General features: G+C 50.2%; 16 protein-coding genes. 3 read left to right on the forward strand and 13 right to left on the reverse strand.

From position 1 onward, the window contains the following. Nucleotides 1-6: 6 nt before the first annotated feature. The 5 genes from H9Q79_RS09665 to H9Q79_RS09685 all read right to left on the reverse strand — a co-directional run bounded on the left by H9Q79_RS09665 (nucleotide 7) and on the right by H9Q79_RS09685 (nucleotide 4,027). The gene (locus tag H9Q79_RS09665; RefSeq protein ID WP_118647418.1) at nucleotides 7-573 is read right to left on the reverse strand and encodes a C39 family peptidase; all 567 of its coding nucleotides are present in this window, start codon (nucleotides 571-573) and stop codon (nucleotides 7-9) included. Nucleotides 574-718: 145 nt separating this feature from the next. Then, nucleotides 719-1,636, reverse strand: a complete 918-nt coding sequence (locus H9Q79_RS09670) for a hypothetical protein (protein ID WP_118647420.1) — start codon at nucleotides 1,634-1,636, stop codon at nucleotides 719-721. Continuing rightward, the gene (locus H9Q79_RS09675) at nucleotides 1,620-3,077 is read right to left on the reverse strand and encodes a sensor histidine kinase (RefSeq protein ID WP_118647422.1); all 1,458 of its coding nucleotides are present in this window, start codon (nucleotides 3,075-3,077) and stop codon (nucleotides 1,620-1,622) included. The genes H9Q79_RS09670 and H9Q79_RS09675 overlap by 17 nt, the downstream gene beginning before the upstream one ends. Before the next feature lie 3 nt (nucleotides 3,078-3,080). Then, nucleotides 3,081-3,737: a response regulator transcription factor gene (locus H9Q79_RS09680; protein WP_118647424.1), complete on the reverse strand. Its 657-nt coding sequence runs from the start codon at nucleotides 3,735-3,737 to the stop codon at nucleotides 3,081-3,083. Between the two features lie 47 nt (nucleotides 3,738-3,784). Then, nucleotides 3,785-4,027 carry a kinase gene (locus H9Q79_RS09685; protein WP_118647426.1) on the reverse strand — a complete coding sequence of 81 codons (243 nt, stop codon included), beginning with the start codon at nucleotides 4,025-4,027 and terminating at the stop codon, nucleotides 3,785-3,787. Between the two features lie 237 nt (nucleotides 4,028-4,264). Here H9Q79_RS09685 and H9Q79_RS09690 point away from each other — a divergent pair, with 237 nt between their 5' ends. The 3 genes from H9Q79_RS09690 to H9Q79_RS09700 all read left to right on the forward strand — a co-directional run bounded on the left by H9Q79_RS09690 (nucleotide 4,265) and on the right by H9Q79_RS09700 (nucleotide 9,725). Then, nucleotides 4,265-5,227, forward strand: coding sequence for a dipeptidase (locus H9Q79_RS09690; protein WP_118647428.1), 963 nt, complete (start codon nucleotides 4,265-4,267; stop codon nucleotides 5,225-5,227). A 115-nt stretch (nucleotides 5,228-5,342) separates the two neighbouring features. Beyond that, nucleotides 5,343-6,197, forward strand: a complete 855-nt coding sequence (locus H9Q79_RS09695; protein ID WP_118647460.1) for an AraC family transcriptional regulator — start codon at nucleotides 5,343-5,345, stop codon at nucleotides 6,195-6,197. A 240-nt stretch (nucleotides 6,198-6,437) separates the two neighbouring features. Then, on the forward strand, nucleotides 6,438-9,725 hold the full coding sequence (locus tag H9Q79_RS09700) for a PAS domain-containing protein (protein ID WP_118647430.1): 3,288 nt from the start codon (nucleotides 6,438-6,440) through the stop codon (nucleotides 9,723-9,725). A gap of 32 nt (nucleotides 9,726-9,757) precedes the next feature. Here the strand turns inward: H9Q79_RS09700 and H9Q79_RS09705 are convergent, their stop codons facing one another. The 8 genes from H9Q79_RS09705 to H9Q79_RS09740 all read right to left on the reverse strand — a co-directional run bounded on the left by H9Q79_RS09705 (nucleotide 9,758) and on the right by H9Q79_RS09740 (nucleotide 19,058). After that, nucleotides 9,758-11,248, reverse strand: coding sequence for a sugar ABC transporter ATP-binding protein (locus tag H9Q79_RS09705; protein ID WP_118647432.1), 1,491 nt, complete (start codon nucleotides 11,246-11,248; stop codon nucleotides 9,758-9,760). A gap of 13 nt (nucleotides 11,249-11,261) precedes the next feature. Then, nucleotides 11,262-12,221, reverse strand: a complete 960-nt coding sequence (locus tag H9Q79_RS09710) for an ABC transporter permease (protein WP_118647434.1) — start codon at nucleotides 12,219-12,221, stop codon at nucleotides 11,262-11,264. 25 nt (nucleotides 12,222-12,246) lie between these two features. After that, nucleotides 12,247-13,293 (reverse strand): substrate-binding domain-containing protein, encoded by a 1,047-nt coding sequence (locus H9Q79_RS09715; protein WP_249328180.1) that lies wholly within the window; start codon nucleotides 13,291-13,293, stop codon nucleotides 12,247-12,249. Between the two features lie 108 nt (nucleotides 13,294-13,401). Then, complete coding sequence (rbsD, locus tag H9Q79_RS09720; protein WP_118647438.1) at nucleotides 13,402-13,875, reverse strand: D-ribose pyranase; 474 nt, start codon at nucleotides 13,873-13,875, stop codon at nucleotides 13,402-13,404. A gap of 9 nt (nucleotides 13,876-13,884) precedes the next feature. After that, entirely contained in the window at nucleotides 13,885-14,808 is a 924-nt protein-coding gene (rbsK, locus tag H9Q79_RS09725) for a ribokinase (RefSeq protein WP_118647440.1), read from the reverse strand. A gap of 12 nt (nucleotides 14,809-14,820) precedes the next feature. After that, nucleotides 14,821-16,059 (reverse strand): uroporphyrinogen decarboxylase family protein, encoded by a 1,239-nt coding sequence (locus H9Q79_RS09730; protein ID WP_118647442.1) that lies wholly within the window; start codon nucleotides 16,057-16,059, stop codon nucleotides 14,821-14,823. A gap of 2 nt (nucleotides 16,060-16,061) precedes the next feature. After that, nucleotides 16,062-17,090, reverse strand: coding sequence for a LacI family DNA-binding transcriptional regulator (locus tag H9Q79_RS09735; protein ID WP_249328181.1), 1,029 nt, complete (start codon nucleotides 17,088-17,090; stop codon nucleotides 16,062-16,064). A gap of 159 nt (nucleotides 17,091-17,249) precedes the next feature. Further along, the gene (locus H9Q79_RS09740; RefSeq protein WP_118647448.1) at nucleotides 17,250-19,058 is read right to left on the reverse strand and encodes a glycerophosphodiester phosphodiesterase family protein; all 1,809 of its coding nucleotides are present in this window, start codon (nucleotides 19,056-19,058) and stop codon (nucleotides 17,250-17,252) included. Between the last annotated feature and the right edge of the window lie 143 nt (nucleotides 19,059-19,201).

Genomic DNA, 19,201 nt, shown 5'->3' on the forward strand with positions numbered 1-19,201 from the left:
ATCACCTCAAATTTCATTATTTTCCGGTATCAAGGCCACAGCCTGCCTTCCCAGCTTTTCATAGGCCGCTTTCATTTCCGCCTTTGAATACCTTATCATACCCTGTACTGCGTCCGGATCGCTAAAAAAATAGCAATCCGAATCGCCGCCTATCATCATCCGGCAAACTGCCGTCTCTTCAAACTCGCTCCAGATCATCACCGGGATTCCCCTGCGTATATATTTGCCGTAAATCTCGGCAAGCTTCATGCCGGTCATATTCCTGACAGACAGATGCGGCCTGCCGGGAACCGTATTCTGTTCCAGAAACCTTTCCATTACACATTCTGACGCCGCCGCACGGCTGCCACACCGGCGGTTATCAATCTCCTGTCCCGGACCGCACCGGTCCGCCAGCTCGTCCGCCGTCATTACGATCCCCCAGTATTGTAACAGCATGGTGCTTTCTTCATAGCTTTCACGCTGCTGCTGCCTGCCTGTACAAAATATCGGGGAATTAGAGTTCCAGTTCATACCCTTCTCGGCCACAGCCAATGCCGCAAGTATCAGTACTGCTATCCATGCTTTCTTCATTACTTATACTCCCCTTAACGCAGCATTATAAGTGGCTGCCTGATTTCTGCGTCGAATGATATCCGGGAACTCTTTTTCCCTGCTTCTATATTCTCTCACAGAGGAGTACATAAAATCTTCATAAAAATGCAAAGAAAATGCAAAATCAATAGCGAAAGCTGCATCCACTGATGCGTCCCCAGGAAGGGTCGTAAATCAGTATCACTTCAAGACCTTCCGTTTCACCGGAAAATACCATCAAAAATTTACCCTGATACGGGATGATCTCACAGGGATAGTTATATACAGCCATATCTAAAAAATACGTGGTATCCGTCCCGCTGATTTCGCCCAACAACGACATTAGCTCAAAAAAGCTCTGAAATACCCCATCGTCATTGTCCCATTCTGAGACCGCGGTCCATAATGTATCATCATACCCTTCTGTTTGAACTGCTCCGACGTACCATTCCTGATTTGTCCTGTATTCTCCGGCGTTGCTCTCAGAAGCTCCATATCTTATCTGCCGGAACTCATCCAGACGCTTTTCCAGCTCCTGTTTAATCAGCTCCGAATCTTCGCCGGATATTTCATGGCCGTCCCCCGAGGACAGTTCAAGGAATTCAAGCCCTGCCCAGCTCCAGGCCATATTCAGCTTACCTTCCCCTAACTCAGAATGGATGGGAAGCTCCTTGATATAAATACGGTACTGTATCGTGTCGTACAGCATATAATTCATGAACGAATCTAATGACTCACTAATGTCTGTGACATAGCCCATCTTGTAGAGGAGCTCAACTGCATTGTACAGAAACGCCACTCCCTCTTCAGGAAATATTTCACCTTGTTCCTCCAGCTCGTACATGCTGACGCAATCTTCTTCCTGAAACAGGTTCCAGGGATACAGCTCTATCTCATCCTCCTGCTCCGCAATGGAAATCATCGCATTGGAATCATATTCCACCACACGAATTTTGTCCTTGTAATCCGGCACCATCCACTGCAGGCCCCAGCTCAGCAATATCACGCAGACTGCCAGCGCCGCGGGGATCATCCATCTCACTGCTTTATTCCATCTCTTCAATGATATCCCCGCCTTTCCTCTCCTCCAGTATCACAGTCACACAGGTTCCCTCTCCGGGACTGCTCGATATCTCCAGGGTGCCCCGATGGAGTTCCACAATCCGTGCACAGAGCGACAACCCCAGTCCGACTCCGCCGCTTTTACGGGATCTGGATTTGTCCACCATATAAAAAGGCTCCATCACATGGCGGATATCATCCTCCGACATGCCGACTCCCTGATCCTGCACATGGAATTTCCAGATCCCTTCCTCTGGCTCTGCCCACATTCTGACCGTCTTTCCCTCCGCCGATGCTTTTCCTGCGTTGTCAAGCAGGTTGGAAAGCAATAATTCAAACAGGTCTCTGTCCACCAGCACCTCTCCCTTACAGGGTTCGATTTTCAGATGGATCCTCCGGGAAGTCATGAGGGGAAGGACCGTTTTATACACGTCATAAAACAGCCGGTTGACTTCCGTCTTCTGCAGGTCCAGAGACACATGCTTCAGGGATGACAGCTGCAGCATCTTTGAGGAAAGAGACTGAAGCCGCTTCGTTTGCTCCACAATAATCCCGGAATATTCCCGCCGTTTCTTTTCTCCCATATCCTTCTGAATCCGCATAAGGTCCGCAAATCCCATGATGGAGGTCAGGGGCGTCTTCATCTCATGGGCAAAATTATCCACAAATCTCTGGCGTTCATCCGCCAGCCCCTGCACTTCGTCCACATTTTTCTCAATAGACGCGCTCATCCGGTTAATGTTCCTGGCCAGCTCACTGAACTCCGGGCTTCTGTAGTCCGGAAGCCGCAGCGTATAATCCCCGCCGGCAATCCTGCGAAGGGCGCGGTTAATCCTGTTCAGCGGGTTGAGCAGCCGGTTAACCACCAGAATCTGGATGCCGCCGATCAACACGGCGAATATAAGACTGGCCAGCTGTGCAAAGCGCAGCTGCTGTTCCAGGCTTTTATATATATCGCTGATATCGGAAATCGTATAAATATAGTAGGTTTCCGCCTCCAGCTCTGCCGGAGCGCCGATTAATATGTAACTCTTGCTGTCGCTTTCACGGATCAGTGACAGCATCTGATTTTCCTCTACAACCCTCGTCTTAAATTCCCCGGTTAAAAGGCCGGCTGCCCCCATCTTCACCTCTCCGATGGACTGTCCGTCCGGCTGGCATACCACAAGTGTATCCTTTCCTGCCGTCTGGCCTTTTACCATGTTCTCTACCAATTCCTTTACCTGATCTGCCGGAAGCCTCAGCCTGTTGTCTTTTAATCTTCTGTATACTACCTGACTCCGCAGGTTTTCCGCATAATACGCATTCTGAAGGGCAGCCCGGTTTGTCTCCCTTTCCACCGTTGTCCTGAAGTTCATGTTCAGCGTTACCGCCATCGTGATATCGATAGCCAGTATGATCAAAATAAAGGAAGAGAAAAAAATTCTCTGCCACAGCTTCATACTTTACCTGCTTTCCAGACGGTATCCCAGCTTCGGGATTGTCACCAGCCTTCCCTGAAGGCACATTTTTCTCCGCAGCTGCTGCACATGGATGTCCACAGTCCTGCTCTCGCCTTCAAATTCATAGCCCCAGACTGAAGACAGCAGTTGTTCCCTTGTTACAGCGATATCCTGATGCTGCAGGAAAAATACCAGCACATCAAATTCCTTGGGCGTCAGCGCAATCTCCGCCCCTCCTTTTTTCGCCAGATGGCTGTCCACATCCACTTCGATATCTTCATAGGTATACAGGGACCGTCCTTTATTCCTCCTGCGCAGGACTACTTCCATCCTGGCCAGAAGCTCCATAGGTTCAAAAGGCTTGACCACATAATCTTCAGCACCCATCCGAAGTCCCTTCACTTTGTCCATCACGTTCTCACGCGCCGTCAAAAAAATGACCGGAGTGTCCATATCCTGGACCTGCTCCAGTATCTGAAAACCATCCAGCCCCGGCAGCATCACATCCAGCAGCACCAGGTCATATCTGCCGGACCGGATTTCCTCCGGCGCCAGGCTGCCGTCACAGCAGATCCTGCATTCATATTTTGCCATTTCCAGCGTTGCTTCCAGCATTCTGGCAATGCTCTCGTCATCTTCCACAATCAGTATCTTCTGCATTTTTTCCCCCTGCTTTCTTTATATTCCCCATCGCATGGATCAGGATCTCAGTTCAGATCCTCCAGGGCTTCCAGAAGAATGTTCTCATAGTCCCCTTCTATTTCTTCCGTGCGGCCCGCATTCCGTATGTTCGTTTCCACCCCGCAGGGCTCTGCCTCGTCGGCGAATTCCCAGATATGGTAAGAAAGGCCTCTGTGCTCAAAATCAATGCTGCCACAGCCGTCTTCTTCCACATATGTAAAACTGCTCCCCTTTTCCTTCAGCTTATCCTGAACCTTCTTCAGTCTCATTTTCTCCGCCTCCCGTCTCACAGCACCTCATCCGCATGCTGCTTCAGATCGTTCAAAAACGTATCCAGTTACTATTTTACCTGCTAACCACTCTGCTGGCAAGCTATTTCATCCGCCCTTTTCTGACGCAATTACACAGAGTGCTTCTGTTAACCGGAAGCTTTACGGTAACTCTGAATGCTCTTGCATCCTTGTGGGGCTGTGCGTATAATAGTTGAAGATAGGAGGTTTTGAATCATGAAATTCATTGATCTGCACTGTGACACCCTGTCTAAGGTCATGGAACATCCCCTGCCTGGTGTATTGGAGCGGAATTCCAGAGCTGTGGATTTTACAGGCATGGAAGAGGCAGGCTGTTTGCTGCAGGTATTTGCTTCATTTTTAAATCTGGGAGGCTATCCGGAGGCGGAGCGTGAAGAGCTGGCCTGGCAGGATGCACTGGCTATGAATCATCTTTTCCGCGAAGAGGCGGCACGGGCTGGACGGATTGTCACGGTGACTTCGGCTGATTCACTGGTGCGGGCTGAGGAAAAGGGGCGGCTCTGCGCATTATTGTCCATTGAAGAAGGGGGGATTCTGAATCAGGAGCGGGAACGCTTGAATGTGCTTCATGAGCGCGGAGTCCGTCTGATCACGCTGACCTGGAATTATGAAAACTGCCTCGGATTTCCAAATTCCACTGATGCCGGCACAATGGCAAAGGGGCTTAAGCCTTTCGGAAAGGAAATAGTCGAAGCTATGGGGGCAAAAGGGATGATTGTAGATGTATCCCACCTGTCTGACGGGGGATTCTATGACGTGGCCGGACTGTTAAAGGGACCGTTTGTCGCAAGTCACTCTAACAGCCGTTCTCTTTGTCCTCACCCCAGAAATCTCACAGATGACATGCTTCGGATTCTCGGTGAACACGGCGGCCTGGCCGGGCTGAATTTCTGTCCGCGCTTTCTCCGGCCGGATCAGAACGCATCTGAAATTGACGATATGGTCCGCCATATCCGCCACATGGTCAACGAAGCGGGACTGGAAGCAGTAGGGCTGGGCAGTGATCTGGACGGCATTTCAGGCGATCTGGAAATTAGCAATATCCGCCAGATCCCATTGCTGGAGCGGGCGCTGAAGAAGAGCGGCTTTCCGGAATCAGCCATAGAAAAAATCTTCTGGAAAAACGCTCTCCGGCTGCTCCGGGACACTCTCCGCTAAAATCTTGAAGGCTGACGGGCTTTCTCTCTTTTTTGCTTCGGAAAAAGAGAGGACAAACCCAGCCAGAACCTATATAATGAGTTCAGATCTACAGAAAGGGTACGGTATACCGCCAATGGAATGGATTGAACGCCTGAATCAGGCAGTCAGATACATAGAAGAACATCTGACAGAAAAAATTAATTATGAACAGCTTGGAAAAATAGCCTGCTGTTCCCCTTATCACTTTCAGAGAATGTTTGTCTATATGGCAGGACTTCCCCTGTCCGAGTACATCCGCAGGAGAAGAATGTCACTGGCTGCAGTGGATCTGCTGGACGGAGAAGAAACGGTCACAGATATCGCCCTGAAATATGGTTACAGCTCTCCCACCGCGTTTAACCGGGCATTTCAGACCGTACACGGGCTTGCGCCTTCACGCACAAGAAAAGAAGGAGCAGCCATAAAATCTTTTCCCCCCATCACTTTTAAAATTACTATTAAAGGAGCAGAAGAATTGAATTATCGAATTGAAAACCATGAGTCCTTCCGCATTGTCGGTATAGCGCAGCCCCTGTACAAGGAACTTGAGAAAAATTTTAGCATTGTCCCAAAAATGTGGCAGGACGCCTCTGTCAACGGTACTGTGCAGAAGCTGGCCGGATACATGGACGCCCAGCCCATGGGGCTTCTGGGCGTCAGCGATTGCAACACTGAAGCCCAGGGGAAATATATGATTGCAGTCGCCAGCACCCATCCAAAGGGGGAATTTGAGGAATTTATAATTCCCGCTGCGACCTGGGCCATCTTTCCGGGAGCGGGCTCCAACCTGTCTATTCAGGAATTGGAAAAGAGAATTGTCACTGAATGGCTGCCCACCTCCGGATACGAATATGGCAGCGCTCCTGATTTGGAAGTTTATCTGAATCCTGACCCACAGAATGCAAAATACGAGGTGTGGATTCCCGTAGTCAAAAGACAACAGCCTTAACATCAGAAGAACTCTTGATGTTCCGGCCCCTTTCCTTTATAATAGTTCATATACTTTGTGGAACAGCGTAAGCTGTTTCCCCGCCCGACAGGGCATGTATTGCGGGGTGCCCTGTGGGTATACTTTGTGGAACAGCTTGCTGTTCTCCCGCCCCGCCAGGGGCATGAGTTACAGTATACTCTGGAGTATAGAATTATAACACATGCAGCCGGATGCCTGTGGTCATAACAGGGGGGTCAGATGAACACCATAGATAACCAGAATAAAATAACCCGGATCAAAACCGAAGCAAGCCGCCTCATGCACCTTCATTACTGCCAGAACGACGTGGACAGCGTAATTGCTACTTTCGGTTCTGTAATGAGCTGGTTCGGGGCAGGGGAAGATCAATATGCAGTCGGACGCGATGAGGTCACTTCTTATTTCAGACGATTCAGAGGAGCCATAGCCAAATGCACCATCTCTGATGAGGAATATGACGTGATGGAAGCTGCGCCCGACCTCTTCGTCTGTACCGGCCGTATGTGGATTGCCACAGATCCTTCTTCGGAGATGTATCTGAAGGTCCATCAGCGTGTAACCTTCGTATACCGCTGGGACCCGGACATGCCCCAGTGCCTTCATATCCACTGTTCCAATCCATACATGGAGCTTGTGGGGGACGAACAATTCCCTGACCGTATCGGCAGACAGTCTTACGAATATGTGCAGGAATCTCTCCGCCGCCTGAAAGAAGAAATGGCGCAGAAAAACCGCCAGATGGAGATTGTCATGTCCTCCATCTCCGGAGGCCTGGCTATCTGTAAAGCAGACGAACCATATACCTATTTGTATGTCAGCCGCGAGGCCGCCGCCTTGTTCGGATACACGCCTGAAGAATTTCTGGAAGCATCCGGCGGCACAGGAACCGGCGCGATCTATCCGCCCGACCGGCAGACTGCCATTCAGGGCTTCCGTAACGATTTGTCCGGCGGAAAATGCGATTATGCACAGAAATACCGGATTCAATGCAAGGATGGCTCGTTGAAATGGGTGTTGGACAGCGGCAAGATCTCCCGCAACGAGCAGGGAGATCTTGTCCTGAACGCACTATATCTTGACATCACCAGGGCAGAAAAGGACGCAGAAGAAATGCGCATGCAGCAGGAGCTGCTAAGCAGCATTTACAATACAGTACCCTGCGGTATCATCCGCCTGCTCCGGAAGGACGGCTCTTATCAGGTAATTTCTCTGAATCCGGCTGCGTTTACACTTCTTGGCCTCAGGCCACAGGATGGAACCGGCCGGCACTGGCCGGATGGAATCGCAGATACCGTCCTCACCGAGGACCGCCATATTCTGTCAGACTCCTATCAATGCCTGAAAAATCTGGGAGACCGCGAATGGATTGAATACCGGGTGAGATGGCAGGACGGCACCATACACTGCCTGAAGGGCAGTAATTCTCTCGTCGCCGTGACAGAAGACTCGCAGGTCATTCAGAGGATGTTCATAGATGTTACGGAAAGCCGGCAGCTGGAAGAGCAGCTGGAGCTGGAAAGAGAGATGTACCGGCTGGCTATGGAGAGCAGCTCTGACGTTATGTATGAATATACCATGGAAACAGATACCCTCACAGCCTATGAACCGGACACAGATGCAGAAGGCGGCAGCACCGTTTCCAGGAATGTATTTCCCGAATACCGCGCCCTTCTGAACAGCCGGAATATTGTCCATCCCGATGATATCCAAAAAGTTCTGGATAACATCTGCGGCGGCCGCTGTGAGCCCTTTGACTGCAGGTTCAGGACTCCTTCAGTCCCGGAAAGCGACAGTTACTGGTGGTTCCGTGTGACAGGCCGCCTTATCTCGCACGAAGGGCTGCCCTGCCGTGTTGTCGGCACGATTCACAACATCCAGCGGGAAAAACAGGAGATCAACGCGAACCTCCGGGAATTACAGATGAGCCAGGCCGCACTGCAGGCCATTAACAGTTCCTATCTGGGAATCTATTACGTGGACCTGGACGAGGACTGGAGCTACGGAATCCGCCTGCCCGGAATGGGTGAAACGGCTATCTATGAACGCCAGCTCCAGTTCACACGGGAAATGCGCACCTATATTACAGAACATGTTGCAAAAACCTATCAGGAACAGCTTTATAACCTTACGGACCCCAACAGCCTGCAGCAGCTTCTCAGCGCCTCTAACGGGCGGACTGCCGTAGAATACTGGGAAACCCGCAGGGAACCCGGACAATGGCTCCGGATGGACGTCTACCAGGTCTCCTGCGATCAGCAGAAGCTACACAAGCTTGTCCTCTCTTTCCGGAATGTTACAGAAGAGCGGCAGAGAGAACTGAACCGGAAACGCGAAGAGGAAAAGGCAAAACAGGCCCTGCAGGAGGCCTACGAAACCGCCCGCAGAGCCAATCTGGCTAAAAGTGACTTCCTTTCCCGAATGTCTCATGATATCCGAACACCTATGCACGCGGTCATAGGCATGACTACGATAGCAGAAAACAGTCTGTCCGACCCTGAAAAGCTCCGGGACTGCCTGGATAAAATACGCATATCCAGCAACCATCTTCTTCAGCTGATTAATGAGGTCCTGGATATGTCCAAGATCGAAAGCGGCAACACACAGCTGCACTCCGAACCTTTTTCTATCAGGAATACGCTTACTGTGATCCGGGAAATGATAGAACCTGAGATTCTGGAGAAGGATCAGGCGTTCACTCTTAAAATACGCAGGCTGAAACACGACGGGGTGACTGGTGACGAGGTCCGTGTGCAGCAGATTCTTCTGAATCTGCTCTCCAACGCAGTAAAATATACTCCGCCCCAGGGCCATATCTTTCTCACAGCCAATGAACTCCTCAGCTCCGACAGCGGCACCAGCTGCTACCAGTTCACTGTGGAAGACGACGGAATTGGCATGTCAGAGGACTTTATAGAAAAACTGTTTCTCCCCTTTGAACGCGCCAACGACGCCAGGGTAAACGCCATACACGGCACAGGCCTGGGATTGTCTATCGCGCAGAACCTGACACGCATGATGAACGGAACGATTGAAGTCACGAGCCGGCTGAATCACGGCTCTTGTTTTACTGTCACCCTTTATCTCAAGCTGACAGACCATCCCGTTATCCAGGAATGCACTCAGGAGCCTTCCGGCAATTCCCTGTCCTTCCAGGGCCTGAGGCACATACTTCTGGTGGATGACAACAGCCTGAACCGTGAAATTGCCCGGGAGCTTCTGGAGATGGAGCATATGCTTGTGGAAGAAGCCTCTGACGGGCGCGAAGCCCTGGAACTGTTCCGCAATTCACCTGTCGGCTATTACGACCTGGTTTTAATGGATATTCAGATGCCTGAAATGGACGGATACACGGCCTCGAGATCCATTCGGAAGCAGGACCGTCCGGATGCTTCCACAATCCCTATCATTGCCCTGACTGCAAATGCTTTCGCAGACGATATACTCGCTGCCAGACAGGCGGGCATGGACATGCACATGGCCAAACCCTTTGATATTGGCCAGTTATAAGAGGTTCTTGCCAGATGGCTCCCCAAATAGTTCTATACCAGAGCTGCCGCATACCGCATGACCGCAGTCTCCGTGGCCTCTTCCCTCATGAGCTGTCCGGTGATTTTCCCTTCGTGCATGACTATGATCCTGTCACAGAGTGCGAGAAGCTCCGGAAGCTCCGAGGAAACCATAACGATTCCAATGCCCTGTCTGGCGATTTTCCTGAGAATGGCATAAACCTCTGCCTTAGCGCCCACATCGATCCCTCGCGTGGGTTCATCGCACAGCAGTATTTCCGGATGGTTGGCGATCCAGCGGGCGATGATGACTTTCTGCTGGTTTCCTCCGCTCAACGTCAGGATCGGATCTTTGACGTTGCCCGCCTTTATACTGTATTCCTGCATCATCTCTTCCATCAGGCGGTCAGCTTTCCGGTCATCCAGCAGGATTCCCTTCTTGATTTTATCCAGCACGACCATCTGGGCATTCTGTTTCACCGACATGGTGGTGATCAGCCCGTCGTCTCTCCGGTTCTCCGGTATCATGCTGATATGGTTTTTGATCGCGTCCGCCGGGGATTTGATTTTCACCTTTTTACCTTTTATATACACGTCTCCACTGTCTGGACGGTTCGCGCCGAAGACGGCGCTGAGCACTTCTGTCCTTCCCGCTCCCACAAATCCGGCGAATCCCAGTATTTCTCCTTTTTTCAATTCAAAGGACACATCCTGGAACTGCCGCTTTTTGGTTAAATGCTCTACCCGCAGCAAAACCTCGTCGCTCACGCTACTCTCCGTGGAATCAGACTTATCGATCTTCCTGCCTACCATCAGAGTTACGATATCATCCATCGTGATGTCCCGTATGTTTTTTGTGGTGATATAACAGCCATCCCGCAGGATCGTCGTCCTGTCCCCCAGATCCATGACCTCTTCCAGCCGATGAGACACATAGATGACGGTAGTCTGGTTTTCCTTCACCAGATCCCGCACCACCCGGTACATGATTTCCCGCTGGTCATTGGTCAGGGCTGCCGTGGGTTCATCCAGTATCAAGATCTCAGGTTTAAAATAAACTGCTTTCGCTATCTGTATGATAGACTGCTCCGCTATGCTCAGGCTGCCCACCGGACGGTCCGGGTCCAGCTTCAGGGAAAACATCTCCAGAAGTCCTTTGGTCTTCTCCCGCATATATGCTTTGTCGATGAAAATCCCCTTTTTGCCTTCCCTGGAGCCGAGAAATATATTTTGGGCGATGGTCATATTCAGACAGAGCGGTATTTCCTGATGAACTACCGAAAATCCCAGCTTTTCCGACTGCTGCACGCTCTGGATATTCACCGGCGCTCCATGAATCAGAATTTCCCCCTTTGTGGGCTGGATAACACCGGCACACAGGTTAATCAGAGTGGACTTTCCGGCGCCGTTTTCACCGCACAGGCAATGTACTTCCCCTTTCCGGATTTCAAAGGATACGTCATTGAGCGCCTTAGTGCCGCCGAATTGTTTGGTCACATTCCTGAACTGAATATACGGTTCCATTTTAATCCCCCCTTTAATCTCTCTGCTCTTTCCGTCTCATCCAGGTATCCAGCAGTACGGCGAGTATGATGATGACACCTATGAAGCCATTTTGCCAAAAAACGGGAACACTCAGCAGAACCATTCCATTCTTAACCACACTCATGATAATCGCTCCGAGGAACGTGCCAAGTATGGTGCCCCTGCCTCCGCTTAAAGCCGCACCGCCCAGGATAACCGCCGCGATGACATCCATCTCCCTGCCGTCTCCGGCGGTTGTGGGCACGGACTGCAGATAGGCGATGCTGATCAGCCCGGCCAGCGCGCAGAGGGCTCCTGTGAGTACGAAGCAGACGATTTTCGTCCTGTCAGTGTTGATTCCCACCAGTCTCGCCGCCTTCTGGCTCCCTCCCGTCGCATAAATATGGAAACCGAACTGGGTCTTTGCCAGCGCGATCCCGGCTATGATAAAAAGTGCCAGCATGATGAATATCTGGACCGGCACTTTGCCGATGGAGCTTCCCATTTTAAAGACCCAGCTGTTAACAGCCTCTTCCGGAAATACACTGATACTCTGCCCGTTCGATATTCCGTAGGCAACGCTGCGGAAAATCTGCATGGTGCCCAGCGTGGTGATGAATGCCGGTATCTTCGCCTTCGTGACGAGGAGACCGTTGATGAGGCCTATCGCCCCTCCGGCCAGGATCGCCGCCAGGAAGGTCAGTGTCGGATTCATTCCGTTCTTAAACATCGTAGCCGCCAGCATGGCGGTGGCTCCAAATATGGAGCCAACCGACAAATCCAGCTCGCCGGCGATGATCAGGAAAGTCATTCCGATTGCCATGATGCCGATTTCCACGGTCTGCCGCACAATGTTAATCAGATTGACGGGTTTCAAAAATACAGGCGATACGACAGAAAGCAGGATGACCAGTACGACCAGAACACTTAATACTCCTAATTCCCGAAACGCCTTCAGTTTTAGTTTACCCATAAGATCACCTTTCGTCCTCTTCTGCTTATTCCGGCTCTACCTCTGACACATTGTCCGCCGTAACGAGCTGTGCCCCGGTATTGATGTCAATAAACTGTGCGTCGTGTGCGAGATTCATGTATAATTCCATCACAGAGTAATAACCCTGAAGATACGGATTCTGCCCCACCGTGAGCTGCATGTCGCCGTTTGTAATATGCTTCAGAGTCCCTTCCGTCAGATCAAAGCCGGCTCCTTTTACGCTGTCTGAAATATCATAAGCGGAGATAAAATTGCCGATCGCCTCACTAAATACATCAACTCCCAGCACTGCTGTCACCTCCGGATGCGCCAGATAAGCGCTCTCAATCACTCCGTAGGCATTGGTCAGGTCCGTTCCGATATCAATCGTTTCAATATATTCAATGCCGGGAAATTCCTCTGCCGCTGCTTTGATTCCCTTTTCTCTGGCTACCAGAGCCGTATCTGTGGGAGCACAGCTGGCGATGATATACTTTCCTTCACCTTTCATCACTTCCCCGAACATGTATTTCCCCAGCTGATAACCGGCGTCTTCATATTCCTGTCCGACGAAGGCCACCGTGCCGCAGTCCTCCGCATCCATATTGAATCCAACCACCGGAATGCCCTCATCCGCCGCCTTCTGGATCACGGAATTAAATCCTGAGGGGTCCCAGGTCACCGTTGCGATGCCGTCGTAATCTGCCGCTATACAGGATTCCAGCATGCTGACCTGCTCGGAAAGGTTGCTGGCCGTCGTAGGAGAGGTCACATCTACCGTAATACCCAGGTCCTGACCGGCCTGCCTCGCTCCGTCCGCCATCTTCGTGTAGAAAGAGCTGTTCATGGCATGGAGTACGACTGCAACCCGGATATCACTGCCTGCCGCAGATGAGTTGCCGACTGCTGCCGGGGTGCTCTCTGTCTGCGCAGAGCTGCCGCCTGTGCTCGCTGATTTTGAACCGCTGCCGGATGCTGCCGCGGATGTCCCTGTCTCGCCGGTACCCCCGCATGCCGTGAGCGATGCTCCAAGTGCCATACAACATACAATTGCCAACCATCTTTTCTTCATTATCTTTTTCCTCCATTTTTACTTCCCGGAGCCGCTTTCCGCTCCTGTCAACAGTTTCTGCCAAAGTTTGTAAAACGTTTTCTAAACCCTCAAAAAAAATAACCTCTCCTATTTTTCCTCTGTATAATTCACCCTTTCTTCATAATAATCCGGCACCATGCACCCTTCCTTCCGGAACCATTTCGGCGCGTCAATGCCTGCCTGCAGGATCACATTTCCAAAAGGCTCAAACCCTCCGGTGCGGACGATATATTTTGCCTTACCAAGATATGTTTGAAACATTTCTCTATGCGGCATGGTCTCGACCTGGCATCTCTGCGACAGTCCGCATACCGCCTCAAAATGTTTGGGATTGTAAAGCTTCTGTTCTTCTGCCACGATCACTCTCTCATAGATCATCTCATCCATGACCAGCTCCAGTATCTGGCGGATGGAGGGTAAATCCTCTGTGATGGCCAGATCAATCCGGATCGCCGGCGGGCCGACCGGGATTCCCGCGTCTCCGATAATCATAATCTGTTCATGTCCCATATCTGTGACAGCCGTCATTAAGTCTCGATTTAATATTCCTTTTGCTTTCATTGAATAATGTTATCTCCCTTTATAATTTTCTACCGCCATCCGGCTGGGTATAGATTCTATTACGCCATATTTCGTGACGGCCAGTCCGGCAGCCGTATTGCCGAATGCGATAGCTTCTTCAGTGCTTTTCCCCTCTGCCAGCGCCACACAGAAGGCAGCGCTGAAGGTGTCTCCGGCCCCCGTCGTGTCGACTGCCTGTACGGTAATCCCCGGAATCTTCCTGATCCCGTCACCGTTCACATACAGTGCTCCTCCGCTGCCCAGCGTCATAACCACATTTCTGGCTCCTTTTTCACAGAGCCGCCTTCCTACCTCTTCATCCGAGATGCAGTCCCCGCTGGCCGCTCCCAGCATCAGCCTTCCTTCCGTCTGATTGGGCGTCACATAATCACAGCACTGCAGCAATTCTTCCGGAATCTCCCGGTAAGGCGCCGGATTTAAGACAAAGGAGATTCCTGCCTCCCTGCATTTCCGGGCCGCATGAAGTACGGTCTCCGTCTCCATCTCCAGCTGCATCAGCACCAGGGAACACTCCCTGATCCGTGGCATCATGCGGTCAATATCCGCGGGGGAGAATTCCAGATTTGCGGCCAGGTCGATGACGATCTCATTTTCTCCCCCACTGTCCACATAGATCAGCCCGACTCCCGTGGACAGGCCTTTTTCGCTTCTGCGGATATAGGAAGTATCTATATGTTCTTCCTGGTACAGCCGGTAACACATATCTCCAAAAGAATCGTTACCGACACACCCTCCATACAGAACCTCACCACCCAGCCGTGACGCGGCTACCGCCTGATTCGACCCCTTGCCGCCGTGCATCAGCTGGAAATTAGTTCCGGGAACAGTTTCACCGCCCGCCGGAAAGTGATCGCAGGTAATCGTCATGCCGATGGCGTAGCTGCCAATGACAGCCAATTTCGCTTTCTTCACTATATTTCCCCCTTACTGTCTGTGATAAAATTCCGGCACGCCATATTTTTTAGCCGTGTCAAAGAGCGCCAGGATTTTTTCCGGAGAAATATCGGCCAGAAGATTATGGATCTGAGAAAATACAAATCCGCCTCCCGGCGCATAGATACGTATCATTTCTTTCGCCTCCCGGACAATATCCTCTACCGTCCCGTGAGTCATCGTCGTCTGTGTGCTGCAGGCACCACCCCAGATGGTCACTCTGTCCCCGAATTCTTTCTTGATCGTGGCCGGATCCATGTTGGCGCACTCTTTCTGGATTGGATTGAGTATATCAAATCCTGACTCAATCAGATCGCCGATAATCGGATAGATACTGCCGCAGCAATGCAGCGAAATATGCATATCCGGCCTTTTCCGTTTAATTGCCTCATTAATCCTAGCATGTCTCGGCTTAAAGAATTTCCTGTATGTATCCGGTGAGATCAGCATCGCCTTCTGGGAACCGAAATCATCGTTATTCTGAACGATTTGTACATAATCTCCCACAGCATCGAGATATCTCTCCATCATTATCATATAAGCGTCTGTAAGCTTATCCAGGTAGTATTCCATCAGCTCCGGCTCTGCATAGAGCAGATAGAGATAATTCTCATATCCCCAATCCTTAAAGCCTCTTTCAAACAGACTGAAGCTGGTGGCTCCTGATATGGCGAAATCTGTGGTTTCGTAGATTTTCTTCGCTTTCTTCCTCAGATATTCCATTTCATAATCTGTGATCTCCGGAAGTTTCAACTTCTCATCAACGCCTGCCTCATCCTCTACATCCTCCAGCGGATTATACACTTCGTCGAAGAAAATCCCCTGTTTCGGACGGATCGCCAGCAAGTGGCCTTCTCCGTCATAGATGCCGAGAGATCCGTCTTCCCGCTGTACCGGGTTATAAGCCTTGGCCAGCAGACAGGAGCCGCCGTCCATGGGAAGCTCTCCCCGCTTATACTCATCAATCGGAATCCCGATAGATGGTACCAGCCTGGGAAGTATGACGACGTCACTTCCGATCCTCTTCAGAAGCTCATAGTCCGCTTCTGCCAGAAGCTGTTTTACGTCAAATAGTATTGTGTCCGAGGTAATCCCCAGATGTTTTTTTAATTTGTTGTAGGCAATCGCATTAATGCCCGTTGAACGCGAGGAGCCCAGATCAATCGGTACCCGGTCTGTCTCTTCGTGATTCAATGCCATTAAAATGCGTTCCCGCGATGTCAGCGACATAATTATTTCTCCTTCTGAATGGTACGGATACTTTCGCCCAGTTTTAATTCGGGCTTAAATACCACTTTTTTGTCTGCTATTTTCTTGCCCTTAATGATCTTAAACAGGTTCTCAGCGGACAGCTTCCCCATATCATATCCATGAAGAATCACCGTCCCCAGCACCGGTTTGGATAACTCTGCCAGCAGCGTGCCATCATAACCAATGACTGAAATATCGTCCGGCACGCTTTTACCTGCGTCCTGTATGGCACGCACGGCTCCCACTGCCATCAGATCATTGGCTGCAATCAGCGCCGTAAACTCCTGGGACTCCAGAAGCTCTTTCGTGGCTCTATAGCCTGAATCCAGCTTATAATCCCCCCGGCAAACCAATGCCTCGTCATAAGGGATTCCCACCTCTTCCAGTCCCAGCCGATAACCTTCCAGCCTCCGCTTAGCGTTATCCGCCTTCACAGGTCCGCAGATAAAGGCAATCCTGCGGTGCCCCCGCTCATAGAGGCTATGTACAGCCATAGATTCCGCTTCTCTGTTGGCCACCAGAATGCGGGGGATATCCTTCAGTTCCTCTCCATATCGCTCAACGGTTATGATCGGGAACTTATTCTGTGCCAGCTCCAGAATCGTAGAATTATCATCCTCCCGGTTGGAGGTACTCACAATAATGCCATCTACCACACCCTGGCTTAAACTATTCAAAAACTCTCTTTCTCTCTTCGCATCGCCGTCCGTATTGCAGAGTACCAGGCTGTAGCCCTTTTCCCTCAGGAAATCTTCCGCTCCCTGAAACAGCTCCTGGAAGAAATAGTTATAGATGTCCGGAAGAATCACGCCAATGAGATTCGTCTTTTTAGTCACCAGTGACCTGGCCGCCGGATTCGGGTGGTAATTCGCCTTCTTCACCGCGTCCAAAACCTTCTGTTCAGTCTCAGCCGTGCAATATCCTTTTTTATTATTCAATATCCGGGAAACAGTCGTGATAGATACATGACATTCCTCGGCGATATCCTTAATCGTCACTCTCTTGCCCATTGTAATTCCTCCGGTAGGTTTATCCTTTTACGAAAACGTTTTACAAACTTTATATATTTACTGTAAGCTTAAAACTCTCCGCTGTCAATCCCATTTTATAAAACTTCCCTATTTCACAAATTATTAGTTAAAATTTTATCAATATTGCACAAATAATTTCTATTCACCGCTAAGAGGTCCAAAAAACCAATTTGTAAATTCTCTCAGAAACAAATCCGCCTGTTTTTCCTCTATATAATATTGAGCCAGCAGCACGTTATCCGTAACTAATCCATCTGTATGACAGCGAAGAATTTTATTAATGCTCCGCTCTGAATTCGCTGTCCAGGCATAAACCTGCTTTCCCTGAAGATGTGCTTGATATACCAGCTCTGCCGACAGAGAAGTAGTTTCTACGCTATAAGCGTCAATTTCTTTGAGCGCCTGCCCCTGCGTAAGCAGCAGTACGGATATATATACAGTCTGCATATCCGGCTCCAGGCTTTTCACGCGTTTCAAAATCTCCATATCCATAGATGCGATCATGCACTGATCCTGCATGCCATATTTGTTAATTAATGACAGAGTCTGTTCCTCAAGTCCCTGTTCACGGCCGGTCGATTTAAGCTCAATCATCAGACGTATATGGCCTTTCGCCGCAAGCAGCATTGATTCCAGCGTTGGCACCGGTTCTCCCCTGTAATCCGCCGAAATGTGCCCTCCGGCATCCAAATCCCGAATCACAGCATAATCCGCGTCCCAGACATCCAGGTTCTTCCCTGTCGTACGTTTAAAATTGGTATCATGCATAACAACCAGCGTCCCATCCTTAAGCTGCTGAACATCAATCTCCGCCACAGACGCCTGGTCTTGTATGGCACATTTCAGCGCTGCTTCAGTATTTTCAGGAGCAAATGCAGCGCCTGCCCGATGGGCAATCACCTGTATCTGATTAGAACCCCAGCCCGGAATGTTACCGCCAATTTCCGACTCACTGAAAAAAATCAATATGACCAGAATCCCAAATGATGATGCCGCTCGTAATAAGCTTCGCCCTATGTTCCACTTCCTCTTAGTTTTCTCCGGGCGCAGGCTGCCGCCTGCCCGATGATACAAAACGACGATACACGCGCACAGGAAAACAGAGGCTAATGCCCCGATAACAATACTCCATACGCCTCTCAATGAAGTAAAATAAAGCCGGAATACTCCACGGCCTGCTTCTATCCCGGCGGCACCGCGTATACCGGCGGCAAGAAGCAAGATTCCTCCAGCAGCAGCGACAAACGCAGACAGGCTAAAGATCAGGAAATAAAAAATTGTTTTCCAAAGCGGGCTAAACCTATTCTTCTTCAGCAGTGCCAGGCTTTGACGCCAGGCCTTTCCAAAAGATCCACCCTCCAGCAGGAATTCCGGAAGGCAAAACAGATAGCGGAAAAGAACGAAATGAAGAAAAATTGTGCCGCCGATAAATAACGGCAGCAGCAGCTTATCCTGAAAGATATACTCCAGAATAAATTCCGGCACGCTTATGCCACCCATATATCCACTGATAAAAGAAAAAGCAGAAAACATAACCGCCGGAAGCAACAGAAAGACGGGCAGCCGTTTGGGAACAAACAGGCCCGCCGCTTTCCCGGCCGTCTCTTTTAAAAGGACTATTATCTTTACCCGTTCCCGTTTCCAACCCTTCTCACAATATATGAACAGCGTTATAATCTCATAAAATATAAAGAGTCCTGTCATCATCAGGACACTGACTAACAAAATTATCGCGGCCGGATAACGAAAAACAAGCGCAAAATTATCTTGTCCCAGGTAGGTTTCTCCCACCAGAGCCGGAAGCAGGCTCAGCAGATAGCGCTGAAGGGGCAGCCATACAATAAAACCAAATAAACGATACACGATTTCAAAGATAAACAAAGTATCCCAATTCCGTAACGCCACATCAAAGACAGCACCTAACCCATAGTTCCTCTGTGTCCGCAAATAAATCCACCTCTATTCCTATATGTCTTTTAACAGCCGACAACTTACCTAACAACAGCAGGCCAGACAGTTAAGCTTTTATAATTAAAGAACAACCAGCTTTTATTAAAGGTTGCCCCAGTGACCGGCAAAATATATCAATG

The organism is Wansuia hejianensis (genome assembly GCF_014337215.1).
Taxonomy (GTDB): domain Bacteria; phylum Bacillota; class Clostridia; order Lachnospirales; family Lachnospiraceae; genus Scatomonas; species Scatomonas hejianensis.

Bases quoted from the DNA above. Each gene is read 5' to 3' on its own strand.
- H9Q79_RS09665 (WP_118647418.1), bottom strand. From the start codon at position 573: ATGAAGAAAGCATGGATAGCAGTACTGATACTTGCGGCATTGGCTGTG.
- H9Q79_RS09675 (WP_118647422.1), bottom strand. From the start codon at position 3,077: ATGAAGCTGTGGCAGAGAATTTTTTTCTCTTCCTTTATTTTGATCATA.
- H9Q79_RS09680 (WP_118647424.1), bottom strand. From the start codon at position 3,737: ATGCAGAAGATACTGATTGTGGAAGATGACGAGAGCATTGCCAGAATG.
- H9Q79_RS09685 (WP_118647426.1), bottom strand. From the start codon at position 4,027: ATGAGACTGAAGAAGGTTCAGGATAAGCTGAAGGAAAAGGGGAGCAGT.
- H9Q79_RS09690 (WP_118647428.1), top strand. From the start codon at position 4,265: ATGAAATTCATTGATCTGCACTGTGACACCCTGTCTAAGGTCATGGAA.
- H9Q79_RS09695 (WP_118647460.1), top strand. From the start codon at position 5,343: ATGGAATGGATTGAACGCCTGAATCAGGCAGTCAGATACATAGAAGAA.
- H9Q79_RS09700 (WP_118647430.1), top strand. From the start codon at position 6,438: ATGAACACCATAGATAACCAGAATAAAATAACCCGGATCAAAACCGAA.
- H9Q79_RS09705 (WP_118647432.1), bottom strand. From the start codon at position 11,248: ATGGAACCGTATATTCAGTTCAGGAATGTGACCAAACAATTCGGCGGC.
- H9Q79_RS09710 (WP_118647434.1), bottom strand. From the start codon at position 12,221: ATGGGTAAACTAAAACTGAAGGCGTTTCGGGAATTAGGAGTATTAAGT.
- H9Q79_RS09715 (WP_249328180.1), bottom strand. From the start codon at position 13,293: ATGAAGAAAAGATGGTTGGCAATTGTATGTTGTATGGCACTTGGAGCA.
- rbsD (WP_118647438.1), bottom strand. From the start codon at position 13,875: ATGAAAGCAAAAGGAATATTAAATCGAGACTTAATGACGGCTGTCACA.
- H9Q79_RS09730 (WP_118647442.1), bottom strand. From the start codon at position 16,059: ATGTCGCTGACATCGCGGGAACGCATTTTAATGGCATTGAATCACGAA.
- H9Q79_RS09735 (WP_249328181.1), bottom strand. From the start codon at position 17,090: ATGGGCAAGAGAGTGACGATTAAGGATATCGCCGAGGAATGTCATGTA.